This is a genomic window from Paenibacillus hamazuiensis, from assembly GCF_023276405.1.
Lineage (GTDB): Bacteria > Bacillota > Bacilli > Paenibacillales > NBRC-103111 > Paenibacillus_AF > Paenibacillus_AF hamazuiensis.
In genome coordinates, this window is record NZ_JALRMO010000001.1 from 4,806,523 (window position 1) to 4,829,750 (window position 23,228).

A 23,228-nucleotide genomic window follows, 5' to 3' on the forward strand; every position below is an offset into this window, starting at 1 on the left:
CGTTATTTTTCGTTCAGCTTCGCCGCGTAGTCGTTCATCGCCGCTTCGCTCATCGGGCCTTGCACGCGGTCCCTGACGATGCCGGCGGCATCGATCCAGTACGATGTCGGATACGCGATCACCCGATAGGAGCGGCTCACCGCACCGTCATCGTCCAGCGGAATCGTCATCGTCAGCCCTTCCTTCGCCGCGTAGTCGGCGGCATCGGTTTTGCGGGCTTCGGTGTGTGCGAGATTGACCGCAAGCACGGCGACCTCCTGGCCTGCGGCCGATTGCAAGAACCGCTCCATCTCCGGCATTTCGGCGCGGCAAGGGGCGCACCAGCTCGCCCAGAAATTGAGCAGCACCTTTTTTCCGCGGTAATCCGACAGCTTGACCGTCTTCCCGTCCAAGGTGCGAAGTTCGAATTCCGGGGCCGTTTGCCCCGGTTTGATGCCTTCGAGCATAACGCCGAGCTGCGGCTTGGCCCAAACGTTTTCGCCGAGCGTAAATAGCGCGAACAGCAGCACGGCGGCAAGCAGGCCTCTTTGCGTTTGCACCATGCTGCGGGCCGAAGCGTCCTTGGCCATGTACAACACCAGCAGCAGCACAGCGGCAGCGGCATATATCAGATGCGGCACGCTGACCGGCTGCTGCAAAACGGCGTATACGCCATAATATCCGCACAAAGCGGCAAAGCAGCCGGCGGGCACCGCGTCGAGCCACGCCTCGAACGGAATGCGGCGCTTCCTTGTCAGTCTCCAAATGTATAATCCGGATAGCAACGCCGCAATTCCATATCCGATGCTTCCCCCGTCAAAATAAAGCAGCACCAGCGGACGGTGCAGCACCGTAACCGGGTCGGTCAACATATAGCTGAGCTTCCACGATATAAGTGAAATGAAGAGCACGTTCAAAAACGCATCGGGAATATGGCGGACGTCTTCCTCCGCTTTTCTGAAGCGGAGCCGCAGCGCCGCATAAATAAATATAGCCGCCGCGACAAGCGGAAGAACTTCCGCCTTCACGAACAGCGGACCGAGCTGGATCGGCTCCATGGCGGCCCCTCCTTTTTTTCGGCAATATCAGCTACATTCCAGTATGAACGATCTTTGTCCCATGTCAAGCCGGGGGCGCGGCCATTAAAAAAACCGGCTCCTGTACGCCAGGAAACCGGTCGTTCTTGCGTTATTTGCCGATAAACTGCTGGGTGAACATTTTGCCGCATTGTCCGCCGTCGACGATGCCGACGCCGATATGCGTGTAGTCCTTGCTCAAAATATTTTCCCGGTGCCCCTGCGAGTTCATCAAAGCCTGGTGAGCCGCGCTCACGTTTTGATTGCAGGCGATGTTCTCGCCGGCCGTGCGGTACGAGATGCCGAACTTCTGCAGCATGTCGAAAGGAGAGCCGTAGGTCGGCGACTGGTGCGAGAAGTAGTTGTTGCTTACCATATCCTGACTTTTCAGCCGCGCGGTCTTGACCAGAGCCGGGTCGACCGTCAGCGGCGGCAAACCGGCATCCGCCCGGGCCTGGTTGACCAGATCGACCATTTGCTGCTCCTCGGCGCTAATTTCTGTCGATGGAGCCGGTTCAGGCGTTGGAGCAGGTGTTGGTTCCGGCGTTGGAGCAGGGGGCGGTTCCGGCGTCGGCGGTGGTTCGGGCGTTGGAGTCGGTGTAGGCGCCGGTTGTTTTTGAATTTTCAAGTTGGCATATGCCCACAAAATAGATTCCAACGTTTTGTCGTCGACCGCGCCGGTCACCGGCAGGCCGTACCTTCTCTGGAACAGCTTGACGGCCGTCTCGGTTGACGAACCGTAATACCCGGTAATATTGCCTTGAAAATAACCGAGCGATTTGAGCATACCCTGCACCGCGTAGACGTCGGGACCGCTCGCTGTTTTGCCGAAAGCGAAAGCCGATGAGACGCCTGAGAGCATCAGCATGATGCAAAGCAGGGACAGAGCAAGCCATTTTTTGCGCGAGGTGAACATTAGAAGGACCTCCTTAGGCGTTGTGGTTCATGTTAGTCCCTCTTACTATCCCCAAATATATGGAAAAATACACCACGGCTGCAAAAAGAAGAGCTTATGATCGACGTCATTTCGATGGAGATACATCACGTCGATTATCGGCGATAAAATGAATGGGATGCGATAAAACTTTAACGGTTGCCACAGAGGTTATTGCAGGGAAAATGCCGATTTTAAAATTGTAACGGTTCTGGTTAAGGTTATTTGGGCAATATGCAGATCTCTTATCGGCTAATCCTACATATAAGCTCAATGGCAACCGTTAGAATTTGAAAATGAGTATTTTGAGCTAAATAAGCGCTATCACAACCGTTACAGCTTATGAACAGCGTTCGGGGCGTTTCCGCTATGGCGGGATCCCGCCGACTTTCGCCTCCCCGCTTCGGGCGGGCAAGCCGCGCGTCCGCACCCTAACGCACCCTAAACGCGGACGGCCCCACGCCATAGCAAAAAGCCGCTGAAATCTCAGCGGCTTGAAGCTTTTCTGCGGGTGAGCGAAGCGATCAGTGCGATCAGCGACAATACGAGCGCACCCGCCGACATATACAGCGGAGCCTGCGAGCCGGCGCCCGCGGAAGCGGCCGGTTGAGCGGCTGCCGGGGCGGCAGCGGCGGTGTTGCCGTGACTGTCGGTCGCCGCTCCGGTCGGCTTCGGCTTTACGGCCGTAACCGAAGCCGGCTTATCCGAGCCCTCCGCTCCGGTCCATTCGACGACGGTGCCGTCCTTGTACGTTTGGTACGCTTTCCATACGAGCTTGGACGCGTTGTCGCCGACTTTGCCCTGCATGTAAAACTCGCCGAATTCCGTCGACTTCAGCCCTTCGCCTTGCGCAGTCCAAACGACTCCGGTAATTTTGCCGTTCGCGTCTTTCGACACTTCATAGCTCCATCCCGGCTTCGGTTCGAAACGGGAAATCGACACATCGTCTACAGGAAACTTCACTTCCACCTTGACAGTCGGCACGTCTTTTTCCGTCGGCACGCGGACGGCGAATTTTTCATACGTTCCTTGAACGACCTGGTTCGGAAGCACCGTGACATGAGCGCTGGCTACTCCGGAAGCGAGAATGGCGATCATCATGCAAATAAGCAGCATAAATACGTGTTTCTTCAAAACAAATCAGTTCCTTTCGGCGGTTAATCTCGGTCATTACTCAATCTAACCGATCTTCGCCGAATTAAACATGACCCGATCGGGCTATTTCTGCGCCGCATTGTGTCCGGACTGTGTCAAGCCGTGCCGAACCGCATAGGCGGTGAGCTGCACCCGATTATCCATACCCAGCTTTCCCAGTATGTTTTTGATATGATTTTTCACCGTATTTTCCGTGATAAAAAGCCGCTCGGCGATTTGCCGGTTGCTGTCGCCCGCTGCGATCCGCGCGACGATTTCCAGCTCCCGCGCGGAGAGCACGCGGTGATCCGGGCTGTCCGGCTGCAGGTTCGAGCGAAACCGGTGAAAAAGCTTGTCCGCCATATTCCGCGACAGCTCGGAGCTGTCGTCCATCAAGGCGTGCAGGTACGCCGTCCAATCGTCGGGGTCCATGTTTTTGAGCAGGTACCCTTGCGCACCGTATTGAATGGCGGTGAACAAATCGGCCACATCGTCGGAGACGGTCAGCATCACCACCCGGACGTGCGGATGCTTCATCTTGATGATGCGGGTCGCTGCAAGGCCGCTCACCCCCGGCATGCTGATATCCATCAGTACGACGTCCGGCAGCAGCCGCCCGCACAGGGCGACGGCCTCCTCGCCGTCCTTCGCTTCGCCGACAAGCTCGAACAGCGGGTCTTCCTCCAGCAAACTGCGAACGGCCTCACGGGCCATCGGATGATCGTCGGCGATCAGCAGTCGGTATTTCATCGAACGATCCGCCCTTTCCCACAATTTCGATTTCCGTCCCGGCGCCGGGAGCGGTGTGCACGCGCAGCTCGCCTCCCAGCTCACGGGCTCTCTTGCGCAGCAAGGTCAGCCCGTAAGCGGTCGGGTCCGGTGACGGCACGGCCATGCCGATGCCGTCGTCCTTGATCGACAGGCGCCAGCCTGCGGCGGCCGCTTGACCGGGGCCCGGCCCGGCCGACCCGGAGCCGGGAGCCGGTGCGCCGCCCGCCGGTACGCCGCTTCCCTCCGGCGTTTCGCCCTTAAGGCGGCCGGCCGCCGCTGAAGAACGGCCCGGCTCGCGGCTGTCCGTGACAGGCGATTCGCCGCGCGAACGAATATGCACCGCCGGCCGACCATCCGTGTCGCGGTGCCATTCCAGCGTCACAACGGCCCGGCTTGCGCGCGAATGCTTGCGTATGTTCGTGCAAGCCTCCTGAATGATGCCGAACAGCTGCAGCTCCTGCGACACGTCGAACACACCGTCCGGCACGCCGTAGCGCAGCTCCGCTTCGATGCCGGTCATCGCGCTCCACTCCTGCAGCCACACGCGCGTCCGGTGGCGCAGCGAAATCCCTTCGCCCGGCGGCGTCCGCAGGTTAAAGATCGCCTGCCGCAGGTGATTGTCGATCTCGGTAACGGCCGAGCGCGCCTCCTCCGTTTTCCCCTGCTTCAGCTTCACATTCAGAAAAAACAGCATTTGCGCGATGTTGTCGTGAAGCTCCCGGGCAAGCCGCTCCCGCTCTTCGTAAACGGCCCGGTGCGCCCGTTCCTCGGCGAGCCTGCGGCTCATCCGCTCGATTTTGCGGAACATCCATTGGGCGAACAGAAACGACAGCAGCAGCGTCAGCACCGTAATGTAAAAATTGCCGACTTCCATGGAAAGCATGTGCAGCAGCACTTCATGGCGAAAATACTCAAAGCCTCCGATAATAAGCGGCGGCAGCAGAATCGTAAACAATTTCAGCGTTTTGAGCGACATCCGTTCTCCCCTCTTCTTTTCCGCATCCGGGATACTGCAATTGCCCTTATACAATGTACGGCGATTGAACCTCTCACGACTAAAGTCGCGAGATTCCTGCGCTAAACGCTCCAACGAGCGAAGGTAGGCAGGCTACCCCCGTAGTCCCTACGGTTGGCATAACGATTTACGCTGAAAATAGTCTTTGCCTTCGGCAAGAATATTTCGACTTGCGTTTATACCCCTTTGATGATGTTCATGGCACGAAGGGCAGGTCCAGTCACGAAGATTCAGATTTTTAACCTCTTTGTTTTGGTATACGAACAAATCCCAATTTAGGCAACTTGATCTTATTGTCTATGACAGCAATATTTCCATTTGTCGACTTGGTTGTATAGGATTGCACTCATCCGCAAGGTTCTTTACGGACGATTGAATCGCTATACTGTCCACTTCTTTTAGCCGTGTAAATTCGGATTTTGTTTTAGCGATTAGCGTGATTTGTTCTTGGCTCGGAAAGATACGAAATTTGTAAGCTTTATGGATTTGTATGGTTTTCACCACCTTTCTGATTTTGAATATACTGTCGAATTTGCGCTTCGGTGTGTTCGCTTACGGTTGCTACAAAATAAGAGGGATTCCACATGTTCCCTCCCCCGAGTTCCTTCTTTAGTTTTGGAAACTCTTTGAATAGAAGTCTTGCTGAAACACCTTTAAGAGCCTTGATTATGCTTGGAATAGAATGTTGTGGAGTACAGTCCACCAAAAGATGAATATGGTCAAGATCGCTTTCGATCTCGGTAATGGTAATCTCATTGTCTGAAGCAATTTTATGTAATATTTCCTTGAGCCGTTTATCTACATGGTCAGACAATACCTTATGCTTGTACTTCACACACCATACGATGTGGTATTGAATAGAATAGACGTACCCTCGTCCATGTTTAACTTCTGACATCATTGTCCACCTCTTAACCCGAGGATAACATATGTCAATAGATTTTGTGAAGATGTCCTAATATTTATTTGTCTTTTTCTTATACTACAGCGTAACATGTGCCGGATGTAAAACGCACCAAAATTGGGGCACATCACATCCGAAGCGATTCATCTCATGACTAAAGTCACAAGTGTTCTCGGCTGAATCATAAAAAAACATTGCGGCAAAAAATCGCTTCCCGGAAGTAACATCGCCGGAAAACATCAAGCCCCGCAGATCCGGCACAAGTAAACTAAGATCACACCATTGACTGAATAATCACAATGTTGTAATCTGATATTAGTACTTGGTACTAATATCAAGTTCCAATCAAGTTATGAGGTGATCTTATGTCGTTCAAAACAACAGGTTCGTCCGCTTCCGGCAGCATCGGCCGGCTTCCCAAATCCACTTCCCGAGCCCGCATCACCGCCATAGGCAGCTACGTCCCCGAACGTATACTGACCAATGCCGACCTTGAGCGCATGGTCGACACGAGCGACGAATGGATCGTACAGCGAACCGGCATTCGGGAACGCCGCATTTGCGCGCCCGACCAGTTTACGAGCGACCTTTGTATTGCCGCGGTAAAAGATTTGCTCGCCCGCTATCCCGTATCGCTGGATGACTTGGACTTGATCATCGTCGCCACGCACACGGCCGAGCTCGCTTGTCCGAGCGCGGCATGCCTCGTCCAGGGCCATTTCGGCTTTCCGCGGGCGGGAGCGCTCGATATCAATGCGACGTGCGCCGGCTTCGTCTACGCGCTGCATTTGGCAAACGGCATGATCACCGCCGGCCTTCACCGCAAAATCCTCATCGTCGGAGCCGACGCATTGTCGAAAACGACCGATTACACCGACCGGACAACGTGCATCCTGTTCGGCGACGGCGCAGGCGCAGTGCTGGTCGAACGCGATGACGAACGTCCCGGCTTCGTTGCCTACCATGGCGGTTCGGACGGTACGGGAGCGATCCATTTGTACCGCACGATTTTAAGCAGCCGCCTGCAGGGCCGCGAGCTGAAAGCGGACGGCACCGTTGTGCAAAACGGACGCGAAGTGTACAAATTCGCCGTCACCACCGTCCCCGCGGGAGTTGAGGCGCTGCTCCGGCAAACCGGGCTGACCGCCGGCGACATCGATCGGTTCATCCCGCACAGCGCCAATTTGCGCATTCTCGAATCCGTCTGCGAGCGGACCGGGATAACCATGGACCGAACGCTTCACACTATCGAGCGTTTCGGCAACACATCGGCGGCCACCATCCCCCTCGCCCTCGACCGTGGCGTCCGGGAAGGCCAGCTGAAGGACGGCGATACGGTGCTGATGTACGGCTTCGGCGGAGGGCTCGTGCACGCGGGGCTGCTCTGGCGCTGGAGCAGCTTCGATAAGTGAGACGGAGAAAGAGAAGAGGCCCATGAATGAAATCATTGGCCTCTCCCGATCAGCTTTGTTGAAATTCTCCTATGCGGAAACGCTTGATTCCAGTAAAAGCCTCCCATAAATCACCCTTTCCGAAACTACGGCAGCACAACGATTTTCTCTTTACAGGAAGCGCAATATTTTGCGTATTGGATACAGGTTTCCAGCGAGGCATCCGGCTCCATAGGCCACCAGCGAATGGCTCCCGTAGGCGCTGCGGACGCGAATCTTTCGATATCGGCCGGAATACGGCCGACGACAACAATCTCGGTCTCCCTGAAGCCCGTCTCCCCCCCCTTATGAAGGGTCCTCCATAGCTGGGTATGCTCCTTCTCGGAAGCGGAGAAGGGTATGGGAAACAGGATGGAAGTCTTCGAAGAATCTTCATGAAGAATATGGGCCGTTTTTCGGGCAGGATCATGCACAGCGGTTTCCCATACGCGTCTGTACGGCAAATGCTCCGGCAATCCGAACTGCTCCAGTCTGCCGCGTATTCGGTCGCGATAATACCGCTCCAATTCCCTTACGAGAATCTGAATCTGCTTATTTCTAAGGAGCGTGGTGTTATTTCCGTGTTCGTTCCGATATTGGATGTAGAGCAAGTCGGGTACAGCGGCAAACTTCGTGCATAGAAACGTGCGGATCAGCAAGTCATAATCGTCCGATACCAGCAATTCATCGCGATGACCTCCAACCAAATGGTAACAATCCCTCGTCCAGGCACGGGGATGATTCGGTAAACCGACCAAGTGGCGAATGGTCTTCCCATTGAGTGTCGTATGTCGTTGTACGTTTTGCCACCGGTTCATTTTGTGCAGCCAAACCCGGTAATGGGTACTGTATCCGAAACCGCAATCCCAGCCATACCAGTGAGCATGGAGGTTGCTCGCATAGACCTCGGTGCAATCCCCGTAAACAAAACCGCATTCGGGATTTTGCCGGAAAGCTTGAACGATTTTTTGCAAGCAGTCGGGAGTCAGCTCGTCGTCATGATCAACCTCCACCAAAATCTCTCCCGTACAAAGCCCGGCCGCATATCTCTTGAGCGCCCCAATGTATCCGTTACGGGAATCCTGCCTGTACCTGCGTACGCGAGAATCGTTCAGAGGAAGCAAAAATTGCTTGTAGGTTTCCTCCTCATCATCCGAGTCGTCCACGATAACCCACTCCCAATTCGTGTACGTCTGGTTCAGCAGCGACCGGTAAGGGCGCTCGATTTTATCCTTTGATCTAAAAGTGGCTGTAAATACGGAAACCAAGGGAACATCTGAAGAAAAACGGGTAGGAGACATCGGCTTGTTTTCCGGGAGAGGGTCGGTCTGTTTAAGCCAACAATAAAATACGTTCGACGGTTGAAGTTCTTCTGGCGAAGGAAAATGAAGCCACCGCTTTTTTTCGTGAAAAGGCAGCGACACAAGCGTGGAACATTCTCTCCAATCCTTCCCCAACGAAACGTAAACGCGGGGTTTATGCGGGGAACGATCCGATAACGGATCATCCGGACCATACAGCTTAACGGTGATGTAGTTCTCTTCCAATCTCGCAATGGCTTCTTTCAATTTATCCTTTGAAATATAACTTGGCACAAATAGGTGAGTTGTCAATAGAGGCGTTGCATCCGAAGACAAGTTCATTCCCCTTTCTTTGATGTCGAAATGAATCATCATGACTCCGCCTCGGGTCCGACTTCCGCATCATCGGTCCCTCCGGCAAAAATAAGCTTGTCGTTCATTTTGCCGCTTTATCCTTAAGCATAAAGTTCGCTTTCGTTACAACAAGAAGCCCCTCCAATAACGAGCGTAAGTTCCGGTTTTTTTCTTGTAACCAAGTTGTATTTCAAACATAGTGTATTCCGTCATTGTTCCGGTGCTACAATTTCGCAGCCCAAAATGAATGAACGTTTCTCACGAAGACGCATACCCTAAGAATTGATCGGCATTTTTGAAGAAAGGTGGAGTCCTCTTGCAATCGCCGTTAGTTAGCGTACTGATTCCCGCTTATAACCGTCCCCTTACGCTGCGGGCAGCCATTGACAGTGTGTTGGAACAAACTTATCCGAATATCGAAGTCGTTATTTGTGACGACAGCACCAATAATGAAGTGCAGGAAATGGTTGAATCCGCTTATTTAAACTCCTGTCCCCAGATCAAATACTACAAGAACGAACGAAATCTTTTTATTGAAAACTGGCATAAATGCTTCAATCTCTCATCGGGAGAATATATCAATTACTTGATGGACGATGACTTGTTTCATAAGGATAAAATTGCAAAAATGCTCTTCTTCTTTAATGAATTCGATAATATTAAGCTGGTTACGTCTTTTCGGCAAACCATCGGTGCATCGGGGGAAGTTCTTCCTCCCATCCATGCGACGGCCCGATTATATCAAGAAACGAGGATCATGGACGGAAAATTGCTTGGTAACGCTGCATTAACCCGTTGTTTGAATGTCATAGGGGAACCCACGACAGTGATGTTTAAAAAATCCGACCTTACCGGGGAGTTCGGAATGTATCAAGGTAAACAATATACTCTTCTCAATGACTTGGCGTCCTGGTTGTCGCTCCTCTCCAAGGGAAAAGCGGTTTATATTCCGGAAACGCTGAGTTATTTTCGACTGCATCCCCATCAAAATAACAATACGCTGGGAGTCCATGCATTCGGCGAATGGTTGGATATGATGATTGCATCAAGAGTAGACGGATTTCTCGAAACGGACGAATTGTATAAAACCGCTCTATTGTCTTATCAGCAGCGCATAAAAAACCATCCGTATTTTGCCGCGGATATCTTGAGAATTGAAACGATCTTAAAAACGCTAGACTCTTAAAATTCTGAAGATCGGGAAGTCAGGTATTCGCCGTTCCTCATTTTCAAGGGTTTCATACTATAAGGTGAATGTTCATTTATTGCAAATCCTGAGAGAAATGAGGGCACCTCATGTTTGAAATTCCCTTCCTACGGCCTAATTTGGTCAAAAAGGAGCGGCTGCTTTCCTATTTTGCACAAATTGAAGAAAGCCGGATTTACTCCAATTACGGGCCTTTAAATAAAAAATTCGAGGAACGCGTTATTGATCAAATGTTTCAAGGTACAGGGGCGGCGGTAACCGTTCATAACGCTACTCTCGGCCTCATGCTGGCGATTTCCCAAAGCAAGCGGCCCCAGGGCAAATATGCGGTGATGCCCAGCTTTACTTTCGCAGCCACCCCGCTCGCCGCCGAATGGTGCGGTCTTGAGCCCTATTTCCTGGATATCGAGCGCGATGACTGGCAGATGAACAGGGATCAGTTGGAGCGGACCGTTGAGAAGCTGGGGCCGCAGATAGCGGTCGTCGTCCCTTACGCCACTTTCGGTACGGCCATCGATTTATCCGTATATAATATGTTGGTGCATAGAGGAATTCCCGTAGTCATCGATGCTGCCGCCAGCTTCGGAACCGTCACTCCCGAGGAAGCCGCGCAATTCGGAAAAGGCTTTACAGGAGCGGTCGTATTCAGCTTTCACGCTACCAAAACGTTCGGTATCGGCGAGGGCGGCTTGGTCTACAGTGCAGACCGGGACCTCATTCAGCGTATTCGCCAGGCCGGGAATTTCGGTTTCTCCAGCGCCAGGGAATCGGTCATGCCGGGCTTAAACAGTAAAATCTCCGAATATACTGCCGCAATCGCCTTAGCCACCTTCGACCAGTTCCAGACATCCATAGACAAACGAAAGGCGATCATCGATTCCTATCGCCGGGAACTCGCCCGGACCGGCTTGCTGGAACAGGGATGGTCGGTGCAGAAGATACAAGGAAACGTGCCCCTGCAATTTTTCTCCATCTTGAGTCCAAGCTCTCTCGACAACCGGGAAGTCGTCCATCGATTGGCTGCACATTCCATCGAGGCCAGAACATACTTTTCCCCTGCATGCCATCAGCAGAAGCATTTCAAAAGGTATCCCCACTCCAATCTTCGTGTAACGGAGCATGTGGCTAAACATATCGTCAGCTTGCCGTTGTGGGAGGAAATGAATGAAACCACCGTTCAAACAATTGTAGGAGCGCTCGCTAGCATGGGAGGGGAAGCGAGCAAATGAGGAAAATCGTGATTTGGGGTTCGGGTGGACACGCCCGCGAAACAAACTGGCTTTGTGAAGAGCTTGGAGTGGAAGTCGCGGGATTCCTGGATGAACGGCCCGAAATGAAAGGTCGATCGGTGAACGGCGTTCCTGTACTGGGAACGCTCCCCGATATTGAAGCGCTGCGCCATGAGGTGGAAATCGTATGCGCCGGAGTTGGCGACCCGGCCTTAAAAAAAAGGTTTGCCGATGATACCGTCCGCGCGGGATTCCGGCTCGCCGCCCCGCTGATACACCCTCGTGTCCGGCTATCCCGAAGAACAGAGGTCGGCGAAGGGAGTATGATCTGCGATGGGGTTACAATGACGGACAATATCAGAATCGGACGTCATGTTATTATTAATCGAAACGCCACCATCAGCCACGATACCGTTATCGGCGATTTTGTAACCATCGCTCCGGGTGTGAATTTGGCAGGCAACGTTGCCATCGGCGACGGAGCTTATATCGGCATCGGCGCATCGGTTCGGGAGAAGCGGCGCATCGGTTGCTGGTCCATGGTCGGGGGTGGCGCCTTTGTCAAAGAAGATATTCCCGACTTCACTATGGCTGCAGGCGTGCCGGCCGTCGTGAAAAAAAGCTATGGACATTCTTTGTGAGTTTGGACGAAGTTGGCTGCCTTGAAAAGATCAGGATTCCGGTGGACGTGGATTGTCCGGCCGGAATCCTGATCTTTTGGTTAAAGCTGTTGTTTCAATTTGCGTATGAGCCGCAGGCTGTCGTAATCGCAAACAAGAACATATTCTTTGCTCTCGCACAGTTCATCAACAGCTCTTCTGACATCGGCATAAGCTGTGTAATCATGAAAAGCGATAAATCCTCCGCGTACTACTCTTGGAGCATACAGCTCTATATCTCTTTTTACCCCCGCATAACTATGGTCTCCGTCTATAAAAAGGGCGGATATGAGCTCAGGACAGTCTTGAACGGCTTCATGACTGAATTTCTTAATCGGCGATACATAGTTTGCGAGACGGTAATTAAGAATATTATTCTGGAATTCTGTAAAATAATCAAAATAATACCCGTTCGTTATAAAGGGATCAATCGCAACAATTTTTCGTTTCTTCTCGCTCAGCCACTTGCTCCCGAGCCCCAATGCAACGGTGCTTTTCCCCTTAAAGGAGCCGATCTCAACGATTTCTCCGTCCAAATGATCAACGAGTGACGGTAAATGCAGCAGGGCGGTTTGCTCGGCCGTCGTTAACCACCCGCTGACCGAATCAATGTACTGATATAATTGGCTGATCGGAAAAAGATGTTCAGTAATGTTCGTTCACCTCACAAGGAATCCATTGTTTTCCATCGCTTTCTTAACCGCCTCCAGGTACTGGTAGCCGTGCTTTTTATCAGGTTCCAGATATGTTCCTTCTCCCCATTCATTCCATGCGTTGATAAACAAAAGATCACTGTTTATTTCGAGCGATCTGTTTATTTGACGGGTCAAGTAGGTGCAAAATTTTTTCGGAGTCGATCCTGTAAAAATGAGCGGCCATCTGCCGCCTACCCGGGCAGAGTTGTCCCAATCGAGGAAAGCCCCCAAATACGTTTTCAATGCTGCATTGTCCCGTTCTCTATCCAGTATATAAGACCAGTATTTATCGTAATCCATCAGTTCAAACTTTTGCTTATAACCGTCGACGGATCTTCCGCAATGGATACCGCTCGTTAAAAACATCGTGTATCCGGGTTCAAATTCGACGCGGGCATCGAATCCTTTCAGATCGGGATTATGAAATCGATTCAAGGTTTGTACAACATAAATTCCATCCAGCCCATGTTCTTCAGCCAATTTTCGCCAGCATTCCAACATTTCCTCGCACCGTGGAATATCGCTGGGGCGATATATAAGAAATAAAGGTTTATTTTCCACTTTGATATACCTTTTATCTTTAAAAACGGTCAGAAGAAATTCAAAATGTTCTTTCCAATCCGCTTCTTCCCCATAATCCTGACCGGCCAATACTTCATGATTAGAACCGGTCCATGTTCTTGTCCATGGATCGTTCGCCCAGGAAAGGCAAAATGGAAAATCGGGCTCCCCGTTTTGAAGAACGGCATCCAGCGGCTTATGAAGAAACCTTTTTCCCTTAAACCAATAATGGTAATAACAAAATCCATAAATGCCGTATTGTCTTGCAATTTGCGCTTGCCATGCTCTTGAAGACTCGTCTGTCAAATCATAATAATAATCTTGGTACGGTTCTTTCGGCTGGTCGTGTCCGGGGAATAGAGGCTGCGCTTTTCTTGTATTGGTCCATTCGGTAAACCCTTTTCCCCACCAACGATTATTTTCCTCGGTTTCATGAAATTGAGGCAAATAGAAGGCGATCAGTTTCAGCTTTATCTCACCCCTTAACGGAAAATTGGCACCCGGCCGAATCGGACTGATTCAACGTCGTTTCGGACTTGCCCGCTGGGCATGTCCCTCTACGGGTCAATCTTGTTGTAAGCAAGCTCGTGCCCTTTTTCATACCCTTCCGCATAACCGATATCGAACCCTTGGTTGTATCCTTCGTCGTACCCTTTATTGAACTTCGCTTGATAGGAGGATGCCCCTTTGCCCGCAGCATGCTTTTTTTTGCGCGGCTTGGCGCCGCTTCGGGCGATTTTCCCTCGGACGGCTCGTTTTTTTCGCTTCGGCCGCTTCTTCGTTGAAGTCAAAGCCACTATGGTTACCTCCTTTTACGTGCGCATATTTTCCAAAGCGACAAAAAACCGCTTCTAACGCGGATGTTGCCCCATCTCCGAGCCGGAGGATCCGGACTTACCGAAGTCCGGACCGTCCAGCCAATGCCCCGTCACCTTTTCCCGGTTCAGCCATGGCCCGTTGGGTATACCCCGCTTGACGCGCCGTGGGGAAACGCCCGTTATCTTAACCGCTAAAATGCGCTGATATTTGCCTATGACCTCGATATTTTCCGCGAGCCGCCTTGAGGTTTCGCCGGATACGTCACAAATATCGGCCATGGCCTCCAGCATTTTGGTTAGCGCCCGCTGGCTTCGCGCGAGCGAGGTCAATATATGAAGCTTGATGCGGTTTTCACGCTCCAAACTCATTTCAAACCTCCGCCTAACGAAAACAGATCCCCGAGTCCGCCACCACCGCCCATGTCGGCCTCTTCTTTGTTGTGACCCAGTATAATTTTCATATTTTTGGCCAGGGCGCTTTCCATTTTCGTTAATCCGTCGATCACTTCGATCAACTGGTCGTGAATGTCCATCGTTTCCTTGACCTGCGTCGCATGTCCGTCATAGGCCGCCGGCGAAAGATGGTTGCACATCCAGTGGCGGGACTTTTCGGCTTCGACTGCCTTGGCCTCCAAAATCAGCGAGATATTGAATTGAAACTTGGCGGCCGCTTGCATTATTCTTGTATAAGATTCAGCTCTGCTCAATGTAATCTCCTCGCTTTGCAGCTTTTCGGGATAGTCGGCTCTTAAGCCGCGTTATTCTTCCGAGGGCTCATCCCCCATCTCCTTCATGACGCATTCCAGGTTGTCGCCAAGCGCATCCTCCAAATCGGCCAGGCTGTTCAAATAAGCGCTGATGCTTTTCGTTACGAGCAGCGAATGCTCGACGAGCGCCTGAATATCGCCAAAATCCGGGTTCGCATGAGGGATGTGGTGGCTGAGTGACGCGAGGTGCATCGCCACATGCCGTTTGGATTCGATAATATTAGCCATCTCCTCCTGCGATTTGGCCATGTGGAACAAAATGTCGGTTATATGGTTCTGCAATGGAGTTCCCTCCTCCAAGTATTTACGCCCCTTGCTCATATTCTGTTTTAATTTATGCACCGGCCCCGAATTAAGCTACTCGCTTCGCTGCCTAAATAAGGATAAAAGCTGTCCGCCGGCTTTACAGATTTTCGGCCATTATGGAGATGGGAGCGATGATCGGGAGCCCTTTCGGAAGCGACGCCAGCTCGGCATCGCCCGCAGCAATCGTCTCGCTGCGGTCAAACCCCCAAACCGTCAGTGCCAGCTCCGATACGATCCGGCGAAGCGAGCCTTGTTCGTAACGGTAGATCCGTCCCGACTCTCCCTGAAGCAAAGCGCCTTCCCGAATGCCTGTTTGACCGGCGGTCTGACTTATGCGCTCCCGAACTGCCGCTTCCGAAACCGCCTCTCCAAGGGGCCAGCTTCTCAGCTCGACGTGCGACAGGCGAACGGCCGGCGATAACTGGCCGTCCTGTTCGAGGATCGGCCGGCGCCCGCCGCCGTCCAGCCAATATCGCATACCCTGGTTTCCGCATACGATAGCTTCCCGGGGATAGAAGTCGAGCATCGACTTGCCTTCCGATGACAACAGCCTCGCTTCTTCGGTGATTTCGGGGAGATTGCCCCATTTTTGGCCGTAAAACTCCAGGTTTTTGCCGTACACCTCGTTCATCTCGGCCCCGAGCGCTTTCATGCTGACGCTGCCCACATGGTGGATGAACACATCCCCCGCTATGACGAGGTCATGGCCAAGCAGCTTGACACGAAGGCAGAAATCGTCGTCCTCGCAGTTCCCTTTCTCGAAACCTTCGTCAAAATAACCGAGGCGGGCGAACAGCTCCCTCCGTAGCAGCACGCAAAAGCCGGTAATTCGATCCGTCCTCCTCCATCTTGCCGGGTCCGGCCGGTTGAACATTTCCGCGAAGCGATGCATTTCCGCGATCGAGCCGTAGGAGACATTCAGCAGTTGTTTGCCGCTGATGTAATTGGTCATCGGACCGACCAGTCCGATTCTTCCGTCGCTGTTCAGACAGCGCAGCATGTTTGCCAGCCAGCCCTGCGTTACGACAGTATCGTTGTTCAGAATAAGCAGCGTTTCGCCCCGGGCCATTTTGAGCCCTTGATTGACCCCGCCCGCAAAACCCATGTTCGCCGGATTGATCCTGAAGCGTATTTGGTGTCTAAGCGAATATAAATATTCCGCCGTTCCGTCCGTCGATGCGTTGTCGACGACAATAATCTCGTGCGGCTCGGGGGTATGGGCGATTATGCTTTCGATACAGTCGCGCAGCAGCTCAACCTGATTAAACGTCGGTATGATGATGCTCGTTCCGGAAAAGGGCTGATGAAAATTCGTCAGTCCCGCATCGAAGCCGATATTGTAGCCCGCGTCGTAGCCGGCTTTGTAACCCGTATGGAACCCGTTTTGCCGGCCCGGCGCAACGCTCCGTCTGCCGGTCCTCCTGATCTTGATCCGCTTTTCCGGCCTCAGCCGCTTCGTCGTCTTTTGCAATTTCACGTCACTTTCTCCTCCTTCCCGTAGCGGGTTAACGAAACGGCTCTTTTCGTTTGGCGAGCGAATCGGCCAGATGTCCGAAATCGATGGCCACCTTGCCCAGCTCCGTAGCGATGCGCTGCGAGATGACGACGGCTGCGACGCCGGCCGCGACGAGGGCGATATCGAACGTGCGAGGCTTGATTTCCTCCATGACGCGAGGTATGTCCCTCACGCCGTCGACGGGCGCGACGACGCCGGCAACCCGGACGCCGTGCCCGGACATCACGCCCGCAAGCGCCGGGCCGACATTGCCGACAAGCAGCACTTTTCTGCCATTCAGCAGCTTGCTCAGCCAGCCTTCCTGGGAAAAATAATAATTGACAAGCGAATGGGTCAGGCGCAGCGATTGGTAATCGATACCGTGCGCCCGGAACACCTGGAAGGCCAGAGGCTGGTACGTCGCGTTGCGAAGCTTGGGAATGCCCACGACTGTCGCTTGTTTTATGGCGGAGACCAGTAGATCGCGCGCCGCGATGTCCGGAATGTTTACTCCGGCATACGGGAGAAAACTCCCTTCCTTCCTCACCTGATCGATGCTGAGTACAGTCTCCTGGGCAAGCGTCAGAAGCTCTCCGTCGCCGAGCCGGACCAGCGAAAAAGGCTGCTTGGCGTCAAGCGCGGAGCTGATTTGTTCCGCAACCTCCTGCGTGGTTTGCAGCGTATAAAACCGGTGCCTGAACTGCTCGATGCCGGCTGCGATGATTTCACTGACCGGGACCTCGGGAAGTATAATGTCAAGAGGAAGGAGAGAGTCCACGATCCCGTCCCCGCCGTTGTATAATCCTTTCTTATACCCGTCGTCGTAACCACGTTCGTATGAGACCTGATCGGTCGATGCCAACGCCCCCGCACCGTAGCCGGCTTTATATCCTTTATCGTAAGATTCGTCCAGCATGCGGTCTATGTTCTGGGCGGTAAATGGCTGATTCGTTATTAATTTTTTCCTGGCTCTGACCGTTTTCTTCGTACGTTTGCCTTTGCGCAATCTCCGTTTCTTTCCGATCGTTGGCACTTTTCGTTTTCGCACACGCTTCATGGACTCACCGCCTGTATCAATGATAATTTCCGCTCGGAGTCACGGTCCGAATGCCAGCGTCAAAAGCGCCTGCAGCCGCGACCGGTACGTATGTTCCCGGAAAGTGCGGGCCAGCCCGTTTAAGGCGATCCGGCATCGTGCTTCCTCGTTCGCCAAATAATAATCCAGTTTGGCCGCCAGCTCCTCCGCCGAGGAGAACGTTTCTATCTCCTGCCCCGGCACGTAAAACCGGGCCAAATCCTCCCTCGCATCCACGATTTGGAACGCCCCGCAGGCTGCAATCTCGAAAGTGCGGGGGTTGGGGGAAAGAGCCGGCAGCCTTCGCCGGTTGGCATTGATTTCGTCGTCGTCATAAGCGCGATGATAGTTGATCACGATTTTCGCGCCATTATAATACGCGCAAGTATCCGCCGGAGACAGCCAATCCTCGTCGCCGCGAATCGCTTCTCTCAGCATATCGTAGCGCTGCAGACGCTCCCACCAGCGGCCGGCAATCAGTGTCTTTTTGCCTGCCACGTAAGGGGCCAGCTCGTCGAATAACGCAATCCGGTTCCGGTACCCGCTGCCCAGGAAGCAAATATCGGTATGAAAGCCGGCAGCCGCCCGGACGGGCCGGTATATGCTCTCGGCGACGCCGAGCGGCAAATAATGCACCTCGGGACAGCCGAGATTACGGTAAAACTCCACGCAGCTGATTTCCTGCGTAAACGCGACGTCGTAGCGAAGCGCGATGTCGCCGGACAAATCGGCGTAATACGGGTCGTCGGTAAACCAGACCGCCGTGCGGATGCCGGAGTCGCGAATCGCTTGAACCGTATCGCCATGCACATAGTTTAAGCCGTTAAACACCAGCACCAGATCGGGCTTTGCGTTCATTGCCGTCTGCACGACGTTGTCGAACGGGCTGACGGCGATCACCTCCGCAACCAGCGGCTTTAAGCTGGCCAGCAGCCCGCGTTCGATCGCGGCGTAAGGGTCTCCCTGGCCGGAAACCACGAACAGCAGGCGTACCGGCCAAACCCGGGCCTCCGTCATCTTTGCGGCTGCCCCGCCGGCAACCGCTTCACAAGCGCCGACACGGCGGCCGTAAGATAAGCCAAGCGGGTACGCCGCCCGCCAGCCGGCGAGATAGGCCTCGCTTTGCCGCCTTGCTCCTGCGGATTTCTTCCGCTTCGCCTTCCTGCGGGCGGGCCCGGGCAAACGCCTCCTGGATGAGCGCGTCTTCGTCATTATCCTATCCCCCTCTGCGTGCGTAAACGGGGCCGGTCAAGCCAGCGCGACTTCAAGCAGCGAGTCAAGCCGCTTCGCGTACGTATGCTCCTCCAGCGTTCTGCGCAGCCCCCGCAGCGCGATGCCTTCGCGCTCCCGCTCATGCTCAAGATAATATGCGGCTATACTGATGAATTCCGCCGGTGAAGAATATGTCGCGATTTCCACGCCCGGGCGGTACAGGCTGGCCGTGTCCCCGCGCAGATCGCTCAATTGGAACGAACCGCACGCGCCAATCTCGTACGTTCGCGGATTGACGGAAACCCCCGCGATGCCCCGGCTGTTGAAGTTGGACGGATCGTCATCCGCGCGGTGCAGGTTCACGACGATTTTCGCGCCGTTGTAATAGCTGCAGGTTTCCTCCGGAGACAACCAGTCGGTATTCAGCCGGATTTTATCCCGCAGCAGCTCGAACCGGGAAAGCCGATCCCACCACCAACCGGCGATCAGCACCTTTTTATCCGCCAAGAAGGGGGCGATCTCGTCGATAAACGCCAGCCGGTTCCGGAATGCATTGCCGATAAAGCAAATGTCCGTGCGGTATTCTGCGTCCACCCTTCTCGGAAAATACGTTTCCGGCCCGGCGGCCAGCGGCATGTAATGCACCTGCGGGCAGCCAAGCTGCCGGTAAAACTCCACGCAGCCGAGCTCATGCGTGAACACGATATCGTAATGCGGCGCCGTAACGCTGCTCAGATCGGTATGGTACGGGTCGTCGACCAGCCAGAGTGCGACCCGGATCCCCTGAGCCCGCAGCGCATCGGCTTGGCTGACCGGGAAACGCGTGCCGTTCAGCACGAGCACGAGGTCGGGACGATGCCGCAGCGCAAGCCCCGCCGCATCGTCCGCTTCGTGCAGCGGCACCACTTCCCTGACCAGTTTCTGAAGCGCATGAATGATTCCGCGATCCAGCGAAGCGAACCCTTCCTTCACGTAAAACACGCGAACATCCCGCATCGCCCGCCCATCCTGCGGGATTGTTTGACAAATCCTTGCGCACGCCCCGACGTGGTAGCCGTACGCCTCTCCTTGCCTTAACCCTTCTCTTAGCCCGTCCGCAAAGCCGTCCCGCCCGGAGACAGCCGGGCGGGTTGTGCGGACTTTGCCATGCTTTCTTCTGCTTTGTCCCACCGGCCTCCCCCTTTCGTTTACCTGACACATTCTCCTCTATAATTAAGAAATAACCTTCGTCAAGCTGCCCCTTGCGTTAAATAAGGCTGTGCGGATCGAACCCCCACTTTGCGACGAATTTGTCGTAATTGCGGCGGATCAGCGACTTCACCTGCTCGCTTTCCTGGCCGAAGCTGGCGCTGCCATGGTGATACACAAACGTATCTCCTGCGATTTTCAGCTGAAACCCGGCCAGCCTCGCCCTGAAGCAATAATCGTCGTCCTCAAAATGGCCCGGTGCGAACTGTTCGTCCAGAAGCCCGATCGTTTCCATCAGCTCGCGTTTTATAAGAAAGCAAAACCCGACCAGCCTCGGCACGGTCTGCCATTTGCCGGCATCCGGAATATTGGGTGCTTGCGCCGCCAGCTCCGGGCTTCCGTAAGGGGAATCCACCCTTTGCCTGCCGCTCGCGTAATTCGTCGTCGGGCCGACAATACCGGTTTCCCTGCTGCTGTAAAGACATCTCATCAGATTGGACAGCCAGTTCGGCGTCACGATGACGTCGTTGTTCAGCAGCAGCATCGCGTCGCCCGATGCGAGCTTCAGGCCCAAATTGCATGCGCCCGGAAACCCGCGATTGAACGGAACGGACACCAGCCGGACCTTTCTGCGCTCTTTAAGGCAGTATTCCACGGACCCGTCCTTCGAGCCGTTGTCGACGACGATAATTTCATAGGGAACGTCCGTATGCCGTACGATGGAGGCGATGCATTGCTGCAAATAAGACAGTCCGTTCCGGTTCGGAATAATGATGCTTGCCTTTTGCAATGGCTACCCCCTCCGTCCGGCATAATGTCTTCTTCGAATAGTATCGGGAAAAGCAAGCCGTTCTCCGGCGAGCTCCTGCATCGTGACGATCGCCTCAATATGATCACCGACGATCATCTCTTCGACTGGATTATGCCTTCCCGTATTGAGCGGCTTCGTCTTGTTATGGAATACGACGTCAACGCTCCACGGTGATTGCACCTTCAAACCTTTAGCGATCGCGAGCGCCTGAGCTTTGGGCGGAACCATCAGCGCTCCGGCGCCGATCGTATCGAGTGCCTTCCTCGATATCGCATGGGGAACGGCGGTCAGCGAATCCGCGGACAAATCCGACCTGCCGAGGATACGGTTTAGAAATTGCTTCATCATACTGACGGAATCCCACTGATCGAAAGTGCCCAAAAAAGGGGATATCCGGTTAAGAGCGACGTCGGTGCCCCGGTCGACGGCGGCGATGAACGGGATCAGCTGCTCTGCCGGAACCGGAATGTCCCCGTCCAGAAACAACACGATTTCCGAGCTGGCCAGCTTCGCCCCGACCGCTCTGCCGACATCGTAACCAAGCGGCTCATCATAATGCACGATCAAAGCGCTGGAGCCTTCCCGCACACTCCGGAACGAGCTGTCCGAAGTACCGTTTACCACGATGATGATTTCCTCCAGCGGAAGCCGGTGCAGCTCGTGAAGAACCTCCATCACCGATTTTTCCTCGTTCATTACGGCCATTACGGCGGATACGGTCTTGTCCGTAGGCATAAGCATCCAATCGTAAGTGGCGATGCCGGACTTCCGCCCGTAACCTTCGAGATATCCCTTAACGGCTTCCCAGTAATGCTCCCAAGTCTTAAAATGCAGTTGTTCCTTTCTCACGCGTTCCACCCAGTAACGGTTTAACGCTTTTTTCTGGTATCCTTCGCCTTCGATGGAATAAAGGCCGGCATCCTGCTCGCCCGCCTGCAGGCCCCATTGCCGCCATGCCGCTTCACTTTGGACCGTATACACCCGCTTCGCCGGCCGCTTCCGCCCCGTGACCCGCGGTCTCCGCTTCACAAGGCTTACCCGCTGCCTCGCTTCCCGGCGAGCGTTACTTCTTTTGCCCGCTTTTCGGGGTACGCGCGTTTTCATCACGGTCACCTCACAATCTCCCTTTTCCGGCCCAAATCCGGCTTGCCGCCCCTAAGGTCCCGATTCTCCGTCAGCCAGCGGATCGCTTCCAAATGATCACCGACGATCAAATCGCCCACAGGGTCTTTAAACCGGCTTCTTCTTCGCACCGGGTTGAGCTTCCTCACGTTGATATGGTGAACAGCCTCTATACGGAGTCCCCGGATCGCAGCAATCATCTGCGCTTTGGGCGGGACGGAGAGATGTTCCGTGCCGATGACATCAAGGGCTCGCCGGCTTAACGCATGAGGAACGGCCGTAAGCGACGCGCCTGCAAGATCGAGGCGCCCGATCATCGCATTAAGCGCGTGCTTTGCGGCAACGACCTGATGCACGTCCTTGCGGTCGGTTACCCCGGAATGCCGATTCAGCGCCACGTCTACCCCCTGCTCAACCGCTCGGATAAACGGAATCAGCTCCGCCGCCGCAATGACCATGTCCCCGTCGAGGAACAGCACGATTTCCCCCCTGGCTTCGCCGGCCCCGATGCTCCGGCCGACATCGTGACCGAGCGTCTCCCGGAAGCTGATCACCTTCGCCCCGGAACGTTCGGCGAGCTCCCGAGTACCGTCGGTGGAGCCGTTGGCAACGACTATCACCTCCATATCCCGGTGAACGCGGTAAGCCTCGCGAAGCACCTGCCCCAGCGTTTTTTTTTCGTTAAAAACAGGAATGACCACCGACACTTTAGGGTTCGGTTTGTTGCGATACGGGCTTTGCTTCTGCTGCTTTGCCACGTGTCCTCAGCTCCTGTTCCAAGTATAGATGCCTTATCGCCTTCTTCATTTTATGTATTTTTGCCGGGGGAGACAGGGCTAACGTTCCATCATTGCAAAATAGGCCTCTCCAAAATATACGAATTGACCTCTGCAACCGCCGAGGCTGGTACCGCATTGCCACATATCATGTTAGAAGGCTTCATGATCCTGAGTTGTTTTCAGAAAATGAGGCTATTCCATATTCGGAGGTGAAATCCATTTGGCCGAATCCGCTTTTAGGGCTTCAGCAAATTTCGATCAACTATTTACGCCTGCCGGACCGTTCTTCGTAAGCTTTGCAGCGGTGGAGTACGATCTAAACGGCGAATATAACCCGGCTACGTCCACATTCGTATCCAGCCAGGGCGGCGTATATACGTTCAGCGTCAGCCTCTTGATGGCGGCA

25 protein-coding genes and 1 pseudogene are annotated in these 23,228 nt (G+C 53.9%); 4 read left to right on the plus strand and 22 right to left on the minus strand.

Features of this window, described 5'->3' with window-relative positions; all coding sequences use genetic code 11:
- Positions 1–2 precede the first annotated feature (2 nt).
- The 8 genes and pseudogenes from MYS68_RS20670 to tnpA form a co-directional block, all read right to left on the minus strand.
- The gene (locus MYS68_RS20670; RefSeq protein ID WP_248927664.1) at positions 3–1,037 is read right to left on the minus strand and encodes a TlpA family protein disulfide reductase; all 1,035 of its coding nucleotides are present in this window, start codon (positions 1,035–1,037) and stop codon (positions 3–5) included.
- 130 nt (positions 1,038–1,167) lie between these two features.
- Complete coding sequence (locus MYS68_RS20675) at positions 1,168–1,971, minus strand: CAP domain-containing protein (RefSeq protein WP_248927665.1); 804 nt, start codon at positions 1,969–1,971, stop codon at positions 1,168–1,170.
- A gap of 504 nt (positions 1,972–2,475) precedes the next feature.
- Entirely contained in the window at positions 2,476–3,105 is a 630-nt protein-coding gene (locus MYS68_RS20680; protein ID WP_420852233.1) for a YcnI family copper-binding membrane protein, read from the minus strand.
- Positions 3,106–3,207: 102 nt separating this feature from the next.
- Entirely contained in the window at positions 3,208–3,873 is a 666-nt protein-coding gene (locus MYS68_RS20685) for a response regulator (protein WP_248927667.1), read from the minus strand.
- The gene (locus MYS68_RS39120) at positions 3,827–4,870 is read right to left on the minus strand and encodes a sensor histidine kinase (RefSeq protein WP_420852144.1); all 1,044 of its coding nucleotides are present in this window, start codon (positions 4,868–4,870) and stop codon (positions 3,827–3,829) included. Before MYS68_RS39120 ends, MYS68_RS20685 begins: the two co-directional genes overlap by 47 nt.
- Positions 4,871–5,017: 147 nt before the next feature.
- Positions 5,018–5,176: a transposase gene (locus MYS68_RS20695; RefSeq protein ID WP_248927668.1), complete on the minus strand. Its 159-nt coding sequence runs from the start codon at positions 5,174–5,176 to the stop codon at positions 5,018–5,020.
- A pseudogene (locus tag MYS68_RS20700) lies at positions 5,154–5,401 on the minus strand (helix-turn-helix domain-containing protein); the annotation flags it as partial. The pseudogene MYS68_RS20700 and the gene MYS68_RS20695, both read right to left, overlap by 23 nt.
- On the minus strand, positions 5,388–5,807 hold the full coding sequence (gene tnpA, locus MYS68_RS20705) for an IS200/IS605 family transposase (protein ID WP_248930967.1): 420 nt from the start codon (positions 5,805–5,807) through the stop codon (positions 5,388–5,390). The pseudogene MYS68_RS20700 and the gene tnpA, both read right to left, overlap by 14 nt.
- A 371-nt stretch (positions 5,808–6,178) precedes the next feature.
- On the opposite strand from tnpA, the gene MYS68_RS20710 reads away from it, so the two are divergent.
- Positions 6,179–7,225, plus strand: a complete 1,047-nt coding sequence (locus MYS68_RS20710) for a ketoacyl-ACP synthase III (protein WP_248927669.1) — start codon at positions 6,179–6,181, stop codon at positions 7,223–7,225.
- Between the two features lie 125 nt (positions 7,226–7,350).
- On the opposite strand, the gene MYS68_RS20715 is transcribed toward MYS68_RS20710, so the two are convergent.
- Complete coding sequence (locus MYS68_RS20715) at positions 7,351–8,880, minus strand: glycosyltransferase (RefSeq protein WP_248930968.1); 1,530 nt, start codon at positions 8,878–8,880, stop codon at positions 7,351–7,353.
- Positions 8,881–9,214: 334 nt separating this feature from the next.
- Here MYS68_RS20715 and MYS68_RS20720 point away from each other — a divergent pair, with 334 nt between their 5' ends.
- From MYS68_RS20720 to MYS68_RS20730, 3 genes are all read left to right on the plus strand, one after another.
- Positions 9,215–10,084 (plus strand): glycosyltransferase family 2 protein, encoded by an 870-nt coding sequence (locus MYS68_RS20720; protein ID WP_248927670.1) that lies wholly within the window; start codon positions 9,215–9,217, stop codon positions 10,082–10,084.
- Between the two features lie 110 nt (positions 10,085–10,194).
- On the plus strand, positions 10,195–11,334 hold the full coding sequence (locus MYS68_RS20725; protein ID WP_248927671.1) for a DegT/DnrJ/EryC1/StrS family aminotransferase: 1,140 nt from the start codon (positions 10,195–10,197) through the stop codon (positions 11,332–11,334).
- On the plus strand, positions 11,331–11,975 hold the full coding sequence (locus MYS68_RS20730; protein WP_248927672.1) for an acetyltransferase: 645 nt from the start codon (positions 11,331–11,333) through the stop codon (positions 11,973–11,975). Before MYS68_RS20725 ends, MYS68_RS20730 begins: the two co-directional genes overlap by 4 nt.
- Positions 11,976–12,055: 80 nt before the next feature.
- On the opposite strand, the gene MYS68_RS20735 is transcribed toward MYS68_RS20730, so the two are convergent.
- The 13 genes from MYS68_RS20735 to MYS68_RS20795 form a co-directional block, all read right to left on the minus strand.
- Complete coding sequence (locus MYS68_RS20735) at positions 12,056–12,529, minus strand: class I SAM-dependent methyltransferase (protein WP_248927673.1); 474 nt, start codon at positions 12,527–12,529, stop codon at positions 12,056–12,058.
- Between the two features lie 123 nt (positions 12,530–12,652).
- The gene (locus tag MYS68_RS20740; RefSeq protein ID WP_248930969.1) at positions 12,653–13,717 is read right to left on the minus strand and encodes a glycosyltransferase WbsX family protein; all 1,065 of its coding nucleotides are present in this window, start codon (positions 13,715–13,717) and stop codon (positions 12,653–12,655) included.
- Positions 13,718–13,806: 89 nt separating this feature from the next.
- The gene (locus tag MYS68_RS20745) at positions 13,807–14,046 is read right to left on the minus strand and encodes a hypothetical protein (RefSeq protein WP_248927674.1); all 240 of its coding nucleotides are present in this window, start codon (positions 14,044–14,046) and stop codon (positions 13,807–13,809) included.
- A gap of 54 nt (positions 14,047–14,100) precedes the next feature.
- Positions 14,101–14,436 carry a hypothetical protein gene (locus MYS68_RS20750; RefSeq protein WP_248927675.1) on the minus strand — a complete coding sequence of 112 codons (336 nt, stop codon included), beginning with the start codon at positions 14,434–14,436 and terminating at the stop codon, positions 14,101–14,103.
- Positions 14,433–14,774: an alpha-helical endospore appendage domain-containing protein gene (locus MYS68_RS20755; protein WP_248927676.1), complete on the minus strand. Its 342-nt coding sequence runs from the start codon at positions 14,772–14,774 to the stop codon at positions 14,433–14,435. Before MYS68_RS20755 ends, MYS68_RS20750 begins: the two co-directional genes overlap by 4 nt.
- A gap of 51 nt (positions 14,775–14,825) precedes the next feature.
- Positions 14,826–15,116 carry a hypothetical protein gene (locus MYS68_RS20760; protein WP_248927677.1) on the minus strand — a complete coding sequence of 97 codons (291 nt, stop codon included), beginning with the start codon at positions 15,114–15,116 and terminating at the stop codon, positions 14,826–14,828.
- A 121-nt stretch (positions 15,117–15,237) separates the two neighbouring features.
- Complete coding sequence (locus tag MYS68_RS20765) at positions 15,238–16,617, minus strand: glycosyltransferase family 2 protein (RefSeq protein WP_248927678.1); 1,380 nt, start codon at positions 16,615–16,617, stop codon at positions 15,238–15,240.
- 28 nt (positions 16,618–16,645) lie between these two features.
- A complete protein-coding gene (locus tag MYS68_RS20770; protein WP_248927679.1) occupies positions 16,646–17,692 on the minus strand; it encodes a GT-D fold domain-containing protein in 1,047 nt (348 codons plus the stop codon).
- Positions 17,693–17,731: 39 nt separating this feature from the next.
- The gene (locus tag MYS68_RS20775) at positions 17,732–18,922 is read right to left on the minus strand and encodes a CgeB family protein (protein WP_248927680.1); all 1,191 of its coding nucleotides are present in this window, start codon (positions 18,920–18,922) and stop codon (positions 17,732–17,734) included.
- 36 nt (positions 18,923–18,958) lie between these two features.
- Positions 18,959–20,092 carry a CgeB family protein gene (locus MYS68_RS20780; RefSeq protein ID WP_248927681.1) on the minus strand — a complete coding sequence of 378 codons (1,134 nt, stop codon included), beginning with the start codon at positions 20,090–20,092 and terminating at the stop codon, positions 18,959–18,961.
- 76 nt (positions 20,093–20,168) lie between these two features.
- Positions 20,169–20,900 carry a glycosyltransferase family 2 protein gene (locus tag MYS68_RS20785; protein WP_248927682.1) on the minus strand — a complete coding sequence of 244 codons (732 nt, stop codon included), beginning with the start codon at positions 20,898–20,900 and terminating at the stop codon, positions 20,169–20,171.
- 3 nt (positions 20,901–20,903) lie between these two features.
- Positions 20,904–22,025, minus strand: a complete 1,122-nt coding sequence (locus MYS68_RS20790; RefSeq protein WP_248930970.1) for a glycosyltransferase family 2 protein — start codon at positions 22,023–22,025, stop codon at positions 20,904–20,906.
- A gap of 5 nt (positions 22,026–22,030) precedes the next feature.
- On the minus strand, positions 22,031–22,801 hold the full coding sequence (locus tag MYS68_RS20795) for a glycosyltransferase family 2 protein (RefSeq protein ID WP_248927683.1): 771 nt from the start codon (positions 22,799–22,801) through the stop codon (positions 22,031–22,033).
- Between the last annotated feature and the right edge of the window lie 427 nt (positions 22,802–23,228).

Coding starts and splice junctions, on each gene's coding strand:
- MYS68_RS20670 (WP_248927664.1), bottom strand. CDS start 1,037: ATGGAGCCGATCCAGCTCGGTCCGCTGTTCGTGAAGGCGGAAGTTCTT.
- MYS68_RS20680 (WP_420852233.1), bottom strand. CDS start 3,105: ATGCTGCTTATTTGCATGATGATCGCCATTCTCGCTTCCGGAGTAGCC.
- MYS68_RS39120 (WP_420852144.1), bottom strand. CDS start 4,870: ATGTCGCTCAAAACGCTGAAATTGTTTACGATTCTGCTGCCGCCGCTT.
- MYS68_RS20725 (WP_248927671.1), top strand. CDS start 10,195: ATGTTTGAAATTCCCTTCCTACGGCCTAATTTGGTCAAAAAGGAGCGG.
- MYS68_RS20770 (WP_248927679.1), bottom strand. CDS start 17,692: ATGAAGCGTGTGCGAAAACGAAAAGTGCCAACGATCGGAAAGAAACGG.
- MYS68_RS20710 (WP_248927669.1), top strand. CDS start 6,179: ATGTCGTTCAAAACAACAGGTTCGTCCGCTTCCGGCAGCATCGGCCGG.
- MYS68_RS20790 (WP_248930970.1), bottom strand. CDS start 22,025: ATGAAAACGCGCGTACCCCGAAAAGCGGGCAAAAGAAGTAACGCTCGC.
- MYS68_RS20685 (WP_248927667.1), bottom strand. CDS start 3,873: ATGAAATACCGACTGCTGATCGCCGACGATCATCCGATGGCCCGTGAG.
- tnpA (WP_248930967.1), bottom strand. CDS start 5,807: ATGTCAGAAGTTAAACATGGACGAGGGTACGTCTATTCTATTCAATAC.
- MYS68_RS20730 (WP_248927672.1), top strand. CDS start 11,331: ATGAGGAAAATCGTGATTTGGGGTTCGGGTGGACACGCCCGCGAAACA.
- MYS68_RS20750 (WP_248927675.1), bottom strand. CDS start 14,436: ATGAGTTTGGAGCGTGAAAACCGCATCAAGCTTCATATATTGACCTCG.
- MYS68_RS20775 (WP_248927680.1), bottom strand. CDS start 18,922: ATGACGAAGACGCGCTCATCCAGGAGGCGTTTGCCCGGGCCCGCCCGC.
- MYS68_RS20675 (WP_248927665.1), bottom strand. CDS start 1,971: ATGTTCACCTCGCGCAAAAAATGGCTTGCTCTGTCCCTGCTTTGCATC.